The 10,671-nt window shown below is 67.9% G+C and carries 8 protein-coding genes; 3 read left to right on the top strand and 5 right to left on the bottom strand.

Going from position 1 to position 10,671, the window contains the following annotated elements; all coding sequences use genetic code 11:
* Window positions 1–213: 213 nt before the first annotated feature.
* A complete protein-coding gene (locus tag ACVOK1_RS13125; protein WP_108768286.1) occupies window positions 214–1,086 on the bottom strand; it encodes a DMT family transporter in 873 nt (290 codons plus the stop codon).
* 115 nt (window positions 1,087–1,201) lie between these two features.
* Between ACVOK1_RS13125 and ACVOK1_RS13120 the strand changes: the two genes are divergently transcribed.
* Together ACVOK1_RS13120 and ACVOK1_RS13115 are read left to right on the top strand one after the other, a co-directional pair.
* Window positions 1,202–2,146, top strand: a complete 945-nt coding sequence (locus ACVOK1_RS13120; protein ID WP_481562318.1) for a LysR substrate-binding domain-containing protein — start codon at window positions 1,202–1,204, stop codon at window positions 2,144–2,146.
* Window positions 2,147–2,214: 68 nt separating this feature from the next.
* On the top strand, window positions 2,215–2,508 hold the full coding sequence (locus ACVOK1_RS13115; protein WP_005415831.1) for a hypothetical protein: 294 nt from the start codon (window positions 2,215–2,217) through the stop codon (window positions 2,506–2,508).
* A 41-nt stretch (window positions 2,509–2,549) separates the two neighbouring features.
* Here ACVOK1_RS13115 and ACVOK1_RS13110 read toward each other — a convergent pair whose 3' ends face one another.
* A complete protein-coding gene (locus ACVOK1_RS13110; protein WP_481562317.1) occupies window positions 2,550–3,362 on the bottom strand; it encodes a DUF4349 domain-containing protein in 813 nt (270 codons plus the stop codon).
* Window positions 3,363–3,476: 114 nt separating this feature from the next.
* On the opposite strand from ACVOK1_RS13110, the gene ACVOK1_RS13105 reads away from it, so the two are divergent.
* Complete coding sequence (locus ACVOK1_RS13105) at window positions 3,477–5,285, top strand: DUF885 domain-containing protein (protein WP_333629294.1); 1,809 nt, start codon at window positions 3,477–3,479, stop codon at window positions 5,283–5,285.
* 295 nt (window positions 5,286–5,580) lie between these two features.
* Here ACVOK1_RS13105 and agp read toward each other — a convergent pair whose 3' ends face one another.
* The 3 genes from agp to ACVOK1_RS13090 form a co-directional block, all read right to left on the bottom strand.
* Window positions 5,581–6,801, bottom strand: a complete 1,221-nt coding sequence (gene agp, locus ACVOK1_RS13100) for a bifunctional glucose-1-phosphatase/inositol phosphatase (protein ID WP_481562316.1) — start codon at window positions 6,799–6,801, stop codon at window positions 5,581–5,583.
* Window positions 6,802–6,920: 119 nt separating this feature from the next.
* Window positions 6,921–8,753: a multidrug efflux ABC transporter SmrA gene (gene smrA, locus ACVOK1_RS13095; protein ID WP_481562315.1), complete on the bottom strand. Its 1,833-nt coding sequence runs from the start codon at window positions 8,751–8,753 to the stop codon at window positions 6,921–6,923.
* A gap of 313 nt (window positions 8,754–9,066) precedes the next feature.
* A complete protein-coding gene (locus tag ACVOK1_RS13090) occupies window positions 9,067–10,641 on the bottom strand; it encodes a serine hydrolase (protein WP_481562314.1) in 1,575 nt (524 codons plus the stop codon).
* Between the last annotated feature and the right edge of the window lie 30 nt (window positions 10,642–10,671).

The following is a 10,671-nucleotide window of genomic DNA, read 5'->3' as shown; positions in this document are numbered from 1 at the left end:
GCGGGGGGGGCGCCCCCCCCCCCCCCCCCCCCCCCCCCCCCCCCCCCCCCCCCCCCCCCCCCCCCCCGACCGGCGGGCGCAGCACGCCGGCTCGCGGACGGCGGCGTGTTTCTTTGGTTACTTTCTTTGCACGAGCAAAGAAAGTGACACCTCTCCGCAGGCGCGGAAAAGGGCTGCCGGGCAGCGCCCGGCACTACCGTTGTGTCGGCGCGCTCAGCCCTTCTGGCTGACGGCCACGCTGCCGAGGATCAGGCCGCCGGCGATCAGCATCTGCAGGGTCACCGGCTCGCCCAGAAACAACCACGCGAACGCCGCGCCGAACAGCGGGATCAGATAGGTCACCGTTGACGCGCGCGAGGGGCCGATGCGGCCGATCAGGCGGTAGAACATCAGGAACGCCAGGCCGGTGCAGGCCACGCCCAGCGCGATCGCTGCGCCCCAGGCCTTGCCCGGGATCGCCGCCTGCGGCCAGTGCGTCACCGCCATCGGCAGCATCCACAGCGAGGCGCAGCCCAGCGTCGCGGCAGCCGCGGCGGCCGAGGGCAAGCCGGTCATGTGCCGCTTCACCAGGTTCACGCCCAGCCCGTACAGCAGCGAAGCCGCAGCGCCGGCCAGCACGGCCATGCCGATGCTCAGGCCCGATACCTTGGCCGTGGCCAGCACCACCACGCCGGCAAAGCCGACCAGCAGCGCACTGGCGCGACGCACGCCGATCTTCTCGCCGAAGAACAGGAAGGCGATCAGCGCAGCAAACAGCACGGTCATCGCATTGCAGATCGCGCCGATGGCCGCCGGTGCCTGCTCGGCCGAATAGGCGAACAGCACGAACGGCAGCGCCGAGTTGATCAGGCCGATCGGGGCCAGCCACAACCAGCGGCGCGGCGGGAATTGCGCACGGGCGCGCCACAGGAACGGCATCAGCACCAGCGCGCCCAGCACCAGACGGACTTCGACCAGCGCGAACGGGCCGAACGAAGGCACCGCCACGCGCATGAACAGGAACGAGCAGCCCCAGATCGCGCCCAGCAGGGTCAATTCCAAGGGGGTGCGCCAATCGCGTTCTGCCACCTGCGGTACCGCGTTCATGCCCTGCCTCCGTCCTGCGCCTGCGCTGTGTCTGGGCCAACAGGATCATCCGCAGACGCCCGCTGCACAAGCGCGTAGTATCGCTGCCAGCCACAAATATGGTTTGAGGCTCGACATGCAGCTACGCCCCTCCCTGCTCCCCGCGCTGGCCGTGTTCGCGGTGGCCGCACGCCACCAGAACTTCGCCCAGGCCGCGCTGGAGCTGCACCTGACCGCCAGCGCGGTCAGCCACCACGTGCGCCGCCTGGAGGAGGTGCTCGAGGTGCGCCTGTTCCTGCGCCACGCGCGCGGCGTGCGCCTGACCGCCGAAGGCCGGCAGCTGGCCGACGCCGCCAGCGCCGCGTTCACCGATGTCGCCGCCGTGGCCCACCACCTGCAGCCGGATGCGGACAGCGTGCCGCTGCGGATCGCCACGCTGCGCTCGCTGTCCTACTGCTGGCTGCTGCCACGCCTGCCGCGCTTCACCCAGGCCCATCCGCACATCCGCATCGAACTGCACACCGGCAGCGGCCTGGACCGCTACGACGAGAACGGCCCCGAGGTCGGCATCCGCTACGGCCTGGGCCAGTGGCCCGGCCTGCATGCGCAGCACCTGATGGACGACAGCCTGTTCCCGGTGGCCTCGCCGGCGCTGCCCGGCGTGGAAGCGCTGCAGGATCCGGCGCGCATCGCCGCGCTGCCGCTGCTGACCGATCTCTCGCCGCAGGGCTGGCGCGACTGGTTCCGCCATGCCGGCGTGCGGCCGCCCTCGCCCTTGCCGCCGATGCACACGTTCGCCGACAGCACCGATGCGATGCGCGCGGCGGTGTACGGCATGGGCGCGGTGCTGGCGCGCACGCATGTGGCCCAGCCCTACCTGCAGCGCTATGAAGTGGTGCGCCTGCCTGGCCCGGCACTGAAGGCGCGCTATGCCTACTACGTGGTGCATGCCGAAGCGCAGCCACCCAGCCCGGCGGCGCGGCTGTTCATCGATTGGCTGCTGACCCAGGCGCAGGACGAACGTACGCCCATCCCGGCCCTGCCCGACAGCCTGCTCGGGCGCCCACCCACGGCCGGCTGACTGCACCCTCACCCGGTCTTTGCCCGCCGCTGGCTAGGCTGCAGGCAACCCCACACCGTGTACCTGCCATGGCAATGCTGCGACTGCGCATCACCGGAACCGAAGACGACGCCCGCGCCATCAGCGATCTGCTGCTGGGCCTGGACGGCATCGAACATGTCGAAGAAACCGACGACCTGATGCCGCACATGGATGACGACGACTCCAGCTCGGCCGGGCTGTCCGATGACATCGGCCCGGGCATCCACGAACTGGAAGTGGAAGTCGGCAACGAAAGCACCGCGCAGAAGGTGCGCGATGCGGTGCAGGAGCTGGCGTTGGAACTGGATGTGTTCGTCGAATACGAGACCGACGAAGGCTGAGGGCTCGCCGGGCATGGCCCGGCATTACCCCCTGCGTTCGATCACGCCTTGCGACGGCGCCTGCGCAGCCATGCGCGGATGGCCCAGCCGGCCAGCAGCGCCACGATGGCGACCGGCAGCAGGGCCGCCGCCGCGCGGATCAGGAACGCGACGCTGAGGCTGAGGATGTTGCCCGATTCACTCAGCGCTTCACCGATTTCGCTGCGGCTGCGCTGGCCCGACGTGGTGTCGAAGTGCAGCGTCACCAGCTGGGTATCAATGCGACGGCGCTGCTGCGCGGCATCCTTGTTGGCCTGCTCCACGCCCGCTTCGATTTCCGACAGGCGGGTGGTGATCGCCATCAACTCCTCGATCTTCAGATCCTTGCGGTCCTGGTAGGACAGCAGGCGCGCATGTTCCTTTTCCAGTCGGGCCTTGGTCAGCGCGGTATCGGCCACCTGCTGGGCCAGATCCTCGGCGCGGGTATTACGCGCCTGTACCTGCCCGCCTTCACCGGCCAGGCCAATCAGCGGCTCCACGCCCTTCGGCGCGGTGCGCACCTTGACCTCGCCACTGGGGCGCTCGCCGCTGCGCTGGTCGACTTCCAGCACCGCACAATCGCCGAACTTCGCCGCCTGGCAGGCCTGCGTGACCTGCTGGATGCGCGCTGCGATCTGCGTGGCTTCCAGCTGCACGTGCACGTCGTGCTCGTAGGCCAGGAACGCGCCGTCCGGTGAGGCCACGGCTTCGGCGCTTGCGCCGCCGGCGGCTGCTGCGTGGTCGCCCTGCGCCGCGCATCCGGACAGTGCCAGAGCCAGCAGCACGGCTGCGGCCGCGCCGCGACGGGTGAAAACGCTTCTTCCTTGAACCTGCATGGTTGCCCTCCGGGGCCTGGGATTCCTGCCAGCGCCCATGGTAAGCCTATGGCAGGGGGACAAAGCGCCCCGTGCGCCCTATGCTCGGGGATTGATCCCAGTACAGGAACGCCGATGCGCCCGCATCTCCTTGCCCTTGCCCTGGTCGCCGCCCTGGCCGGTTGCCAGCCGGCCGACGCCCCGACCAACGGTTCCACCCCGGCCGCCAGCCAGCAGGCCGGCGACGCGGCGGTCGATGCCGCCTTCGCTGACCTGTCCAAGCGTGCGCTGGACACCTGGATGCAGCTGTCCCCGGTCAGCGCCACGCAGATCGGCGACCACCGCTATGACAGCGAGATCGACGACCTGAGCGCGGCCGGCCAGCAGAAGACCGTGGCCGCCTACAAGGGCCTGCTCGCCGAACTGGACAAGATCGACGTGGCCAAGCTCGGCCGCGAGAACCAGGTCGATGCGGCGATCCTGCGCAACCAGCTGCAGTCGGAAATCTGGAACAGCGAAGTGCTGCAGTCCGGCAAGTGGGACCCGCAGGTCTACAACGGCCTGGCCGGCAGTGCCCTGTACGGCCTGATGGCGCGCGAATTCGCACCGCTGCCCGACCGCCTGAAGTCGGCCACCGCGCGCATGGAAAAGCTGCCGGCGATCTTCGCCCAGGCCCGCGAGAACCTGGACCCGGCACGCGTGCCGAAGATCCATGCCGAGACGGTGGCCAAGCAGAACAAGGGCATCCTCAGCATCGTCGATACCTTCATCACCCCGCACATCGGCGAACTGCCGCAGGCCGACCAGCAGCGCCTGCAGGCCGCCATCGACGGCCTGAAGAAGGCCGTGGACGAGCAGCAGACCTGGCTGGACAAGACCCTGGTGCCGAACGCCAAGGGTGACTTCCGCATCGGTGCGGAAAAGTACGACCAGAAGCTGAAGTTCGCGCTGAACTCCTCGCTGTCGCGCCAGGAGATCGGTGAGCGTGCGCGCGCCGAACTCAAGCGCGTGCGCGAGGATATGTACGGCATCGCGCAGACCGTGCTGAAGGACAAGCCGGGCGCGCCGGAAATGCCGGCGCAGCCGACCGACGAGCAGCAGCAGAAGGCCATCGAAGCCGCGCTGGAACTGGCCTACGCCGACAAGCCGGCGCGCGACAAGGTGGTCGACGATGCCAAGGCCGCGCTGGAGCAGTCCACCGCGTTCGTGCGCGAACACGACCTGATGACCCTGCCCGATGCGCCGGTCGATATCATCCTGATGCCGGAATTCCAGCGCGGCGTGGCCGTAGCCTACTGCGATTCGCCGGGCCCGCTGGACAAGAACCTGAAGACCTTCTACGCCGTCTCGCCGATTCCGGACGACTGGAATGACAAGCAGGTCGACTCGTTCCTGCGTGAGTACAACTCGCGCATGATCCACCTGCTGAGCATCCACGAAGGCACCCCGGGCCACTACCTGGAAGGCTGGCACTCGGCCAAGTTCCCGTCGACCCTGCGTGCGGTGCTGCGTTCGGGCCTGTTTGCCGAAGGCTGGGCGGTCTACACCGAGCGCATGATGCAGGAGCAGGGTTACCTCAACAACGACCCGCTGTTCCACCTGGTGCAGCTGAAGTTCTACCTGCGCACGATCTCCAACGCGATCCTCGACCAGGGCGTGCACGTGGACAACTGGGATCGCGAGAAGGCGATGCACCTGATGACCCACGACGCGTTCCAGCAGGAAAGCGAAGCCTCGGGCAAGTGGGTGCGCGCGCAGCTGACCTCGGCACAGCTGCCGACCTACTTCGTCGGTGCGCAGGAACACTTCGACACCCGCAAGGCGATGCAGGACAAGCTGGGCGACAAGTTCAACCTGAAGGCGTACCACGACCAGATGCTGTCCTACGGCGCGCCGCCGGTGCGCTTCGCACGCCAGCTGATGCTGGACCAGCCGATCGAGTGATTGGTTTGATGTGAGATGGAAATGGAACGGCCCGGGGAGACCCGGGCCGTTTTTTATGTTCGGCGATCCTGGATGGGGTTCATCCACGCATGGCGTGGATCTACGGCCTCCCGATGGTGGGTGCGGACCGTTGGTCCGCACTGCGGATGGGTCCATCCACGCATGGCGTGGATCTACTGGACCGCATCCACGCATGGCGTGGATCTACTGCACCGCATCCACGCATGGCGTGGATCTACGCGTGGCATGGATGTTCCCGTTTTGCCAGTAGATCCACGCCATGCGTGGATGGCACTCACTTCACCGCTGGATGCAACAGACGCTCGAACTGCTCGTCACTGCATCCGTCCTCCCCGCATCCCGGCAGCGCCAGCTCCACCCGCCCCGGCGGCTGTGCATCACTCAATGGAACCGCGTCACGCAACTGTGCGCGCGTCGGATAGACGTACACCAGCCGATAACGCGCTTCGCCGCTTTGCCCACGCCAGCGTTCGAACTGCAGCAGGCCGCCGATCGGCGTCTTCTCCCGCTGGCCCGGCAGCGTGTAATCAGAGGCACCCAGCGCCGCCAGCACTGAGCCGATGTTGGAATCGTGGCCCACCAGCAGGCTTACCTTCGGCGACTGCGGATCAGCGAACACGCCACCGATGTGCGACAGCAGCGGCGCTGCCACATCGCGCGCCACCTCCGGCGTGCCGAACAGGATGTCCTGGTAAGCATTGCGCACCCGCGCCAGCGCCTGCCACTGCGCATCGTCGTGCAGCCTGCCCCAACCGGCCGCAGTACCCGTCGCGTTCTGGTAATCCTCCATCAGCAGCGCATCGACCATGCCATTGGCCAGCGCCAGCGAACCAGACGCCCCCGGCTCCTTGCCCGCTTCCGCGCGGAACTTGCTGTCGCCCGTACGCAGCGTGCAGTGGCTGCGTCCCGTGCAGGCTGGCGAGGCCGCGTATTCCACCACGTCCTCCACCACCTGCAGATCCGGGCCCAAACGCGCCTTTGATTCGGCCTTCTGCATGGCACGCAGGGCGCGGCGCTGGAAACCGGCGTCGTCGCGATGGATCACCGGGTCGAACAGCGGATCCATCGTGCCCAGCGGCCGACGCTGTTCCACCGTGACGTGGCAACCGGGGAAGGCGCCGGCAATGAAGAACTGTGCCGTGGCCTGGGTGCGCTGCAGGCTGTTGGCCAGCGCGTGGAAGTCACTGGCCTGCGGGCAGCCGGTGGCCGGTAGCAGCTGCTGCGTGCGCAACCACTGGCCGAGGTAGCGGCCCATGTAGACCTCCAGCACGCCGCCCCTGGTGGTCAGCTCGCCAGCGGCAACGTCCCACGTCGTCCACGCGTGCGGCGTGGCTTCTGCCAGCGTGCCCGAGGACACCAGCGGCGCGCGCAGGTTGTGGCGGCTGAGCAGGACCACCTGCTCGAGCGAGTCGCCGTGCACGGGGGCTGGCGCGGCGGCCGCGGTTGAACTGACCAGGGCAAGCGCGAGCAGCAAAGGGCGTAGCGGGTGGATCATGCGGGTCTCCGGAAACACACCGGGGTCAGAGCCCTTTCCTGCGGAAAGGGATCCGACCCCAAGGGATGCATGGCCGGGGTAGGATCCCTCTCGCAGAGAGGGCTCTGACCCCGAAACGGTTATTGCTCGGCCGCCACGAACCCACCGGTCTGCCGCGCCCACAGGCGCGCGTACAGGCCACCGGCGGCGATCAACTCGGCATGGGTGCCGGTTTCGACGATGCGGCCCTGGTCCATCACCACCAGCCGGTCCATGCGCGCGATGGTCGACAGGCGGTGCGCGATGGCGATCACCGTCTTCCCGCCCATCAGCTCGTCCAGGCTGTCCTGGATCGCCGCTTCCACTTCCGAATCCAGCGCCGAGGTAGCTTCGTCCAGCACGAGGATCGGTGCGTCCTTCAGCAGTACGCGGGCGATGGCGATGCGCTGGCGCTGGCCGCCGGACAACTTCACGCCGCGCTCGCCGACATGCGCGTCATAGCCACGACGCCCCTGCCCGTCCACCAGCGTGTCGATGAAGGCCTCGGCACGCGCCTTGGCCACGGCCGCTCGCAGCTGCTCGTCGCTGGCGTCGGGGCGGCCATACAGCAGGTTGTCGCGGATCGAACGGTGCAGCAGCGAGGTGTCCTGGGTGACCACGCCGATCTGCTGGCGCAGGCTTTCCTGGGTGACGTGGGCGATGTCCTGCCCGTCGATCAGGATGCGGCCGCTTTCCAGGTCGTACAGGCGCAGCAGGATGTTGACCAGGGTCGACTTGCCGGCGCCGGACGGTCCGACCAGGCCGATCTTCTCGCCCGGCTTCACCACCAGGTCGAGGCCGGCGATCACCCCGCCCTTCTTGCCGTAATGGAAGTGGATGTCCTGGAAGTGCACGCCACCGTGGGCCACCTGCAGCGGCACCGCGTCCTCGCGGTCCTGCACGGTCAGCGGCTGGGCGATGGTGGTGATGCCATCCTGCACCGTGCCGATGTCCTCGAAGATGCCGTTGATGGTCCACATGATCCAGCCGGACATGTTGTGGATGCGGATGACCAGGCCGGTGGCCAGGGTGATCGCGCCCACGGTGATGTGCCCGCCGTTCCACAGCCACAGCGCCAGGCCGCAGGTGCCGGCGATCAGGAAGCCGTTGACGATGGCGATGGTCAGGTCCATGCCGGTGGTGATGCGGGTCTGCGCGCGGTGCTTGACCGCCAGTTCCTGGATCGACTCGGCCACGTAGGCCTGCTCGCGGCCACCATGGGCGAACAGCTTCAGCGTCGGGATGTTGGTGTAGCCGTCGACGATGCGGCCCATCGCCTTCGAACGCGCCTCCGAGGCGATCCATGCGCGTTGCTTCGCGCGCGGCACGAAGTAGGCCAGGATCACCGCATAGGCGAGCAGCCACAGGATCAGCGGCACCATCAGGCGCCAGTCGGCCTGCGCGAACAGGTACAGCGCGGTGCCGGTGTAGACCACGATGTACCAGAGCGAATCGACCATCTGCACGGCCGACTCGCGCAGCGACGTACCGGTCTGCATCACCCGGTTGGCGACGCTGCCGGCGAAATCGTTCTGGAAGAAACTCAGGCTCTGCCGCACAACGTAGTTGTGCATCAGCCAGCGCGAGCGGTTGCTCAGGCCCGGCACGATGGCCTGGTTGACCAGCAGGTTGTGCAGGCCGACCAGGATCGGCCGTGCGATGACCGTGATGAACAGCATCCAGCCCAGCTCGTTGGCGTGGCGCTGGAAGAAACCGGCACCGGGCTGCTCGGCGACCATGTCGACGATGCGACCCAGGTAATCGAACATCGCCACTTCCACCAGCGCCAGCAGCAGGCCGGCGATGAGGGTGGCCAGCAGCACCGGCCACACCGGGCGCAGGTAGTGCAGGTAGAACGGCAGCACCTTCTGCGGCGGCATGCGGCCGTCCACGGCCGGGAACACCGGAATCAGGGATTCAAACCAACGAAACATCACATTCCCTCGCCAGATCAGCGCGGGGATTATCCCATGGACGGTGTGTGTGCCGCGCCCAGGTCGCGCCTGCGGCGCTGACGCCGTACACCGGGGGCGGTAGTGCCGGCCGCTGGCCGGGTACGCGTCCGCGCATTCGCGCTGACGCTCCCACCGTTCGCTGCGCGAACCGCGGGCCCCACTCATCAACACCCTCACCCCCGCGCCTGCGGCGCTGCCCCCGTACACCGGGGGCGGTAGTGCCGGCCGCTGGCCGGCAACCAGGTGATCGGGCAACGTTCTTGGTCATGCCGGCCAGCGGCCGGCACTACCCTTACTGCTTGACCGGGGTGAACAGCAGGTCCTGGAAATCGAAGCTGAAATCGGTCAGGTCCGAGATCGACTGCATGCGCACTTCGCGCACCTTGCCGTCCGGGTCCAGGCTGAAGTTCACGAACGCATCGGCGTTGAGCGAGCGGTCATCCCAGCGCACGATGAAGGTGTCGTGCTGCCAGTGCTCCAGGCGGCCGGTCAGCTGCGCGGTCTTGGCAAAGCGCAGGCGCAGGCCCTTGCCCTCGGCCGACACCACCATGTCGCCATACCAGCGGTCACGGTAGGTGGCGGCATAGGCGGCCAGCGGCAGCGACGGCGTGCTGCCCTTGGCGCGCTCGGCCTGGTGCTTGGCCCAGGCTTCATCGGCCTTGTCCTGGCCCTTCGCCACGCCCTTGGCGTAGGCGTCGACCCAGTCATGCTTCTCGCCGCCCAGGTAGGCATCGAGCACGCTCAGGGTGATGGCATTGAACGCCGCGCCCGATTCCTGGTTGGTCAGCACCACCACGCCCAGCTTCTGCCCCGGCACCAGGGTCAGGCGCGAGACCATGCCCGGCCAGCCGCCGGTATGCCAGACCAGCTTCTGCCCACGGTAGTCGCTGAGGCTCCAGCCCTCGCCATAGCCGGCGAAGTTGGCGCGCGCCGGCTCCAGCTCGGGCACGCTCGGCGCGGCGATGGCCTGCGGCGTGATCATCTGCCACATCTCTTTCTGGGTCTTGGCACTGAACAGCGGCGTGCCATCGGCCAGCGCGCCCTCGGCCAGCTGCACCTGCATCCAGCGCGCCATGTCATGCGCACTGGAATAGATGCCGCCGGCACCGGCGTTGTTCGACCAGGTCAGCGGCGCAACGGTACGCAGATCCTTGAAATCGTACTTGGCGTGGCCGACCGCTGCGTTGTCGCCGGCCTGCAGGTGGTCGGCGTTGTAGCGCGTGCCGGCCATGCCCACCTTGTCGAAGATGCGGGTCTGCAGGAACTGCTGGTAGCTCATGCCCGACACTTTCTCGATCACCTGCTGGGCGACCGCATAGAGGATGTTGTCGTAGGCATAGCGCTCGCGGAAACCGCCCTTCAGCGGCACCTGGCCCAGCCGCTGCACCACCTCGGCATTGCTGTAGGAGGTGGTCGGCCAGAACAGCAGGTCGCCTGCGCCCAGGCTGAGGCCACTGCGGTGCGAAAGCAGGTCGCGCAGGGTCATCTGCCCGGTCACGAACGGATCGGACATGCGGAACGACGGCAGGTGATCGATCACCTTGTCGTCCATCTTCAGCTTGCCGTCCTCGGCCAGCAGGTTCAGCGAGGTGGCGGTGAAGGCCTTGGTGTTGGAGGCGATGGCGAACAGGGTATCGGCCTGTACCGGCGCCGGCTTGCCCAGCTCACGCACGCCCCAGCCGCGCTCCAGCACGACCTTGCCATCCTTGACCACGGCCACGGACACGCCGGGCACGTCGAACTGCGTGCGCACGCGCTCGACGGTCGCATCCAGGTCCTGCAGCTGCGCCGGGGTCGGCGCGGTCTCGGCCGCATTCGCCATCGTCGCGCAGGCCAGCAGCACGGCGCCTCCAATCCAGTTGTTCATCCAGCACCATCTCCGAACAGGGGTTGCGAC

The organism is Stenotrophomonas sp. STEN087, assembly GCF_056759115.1.
Note: the sequence above shows the minus strand (reverse complement) of the source record. Positions and strands in the feature narration are given on the sequence as shown.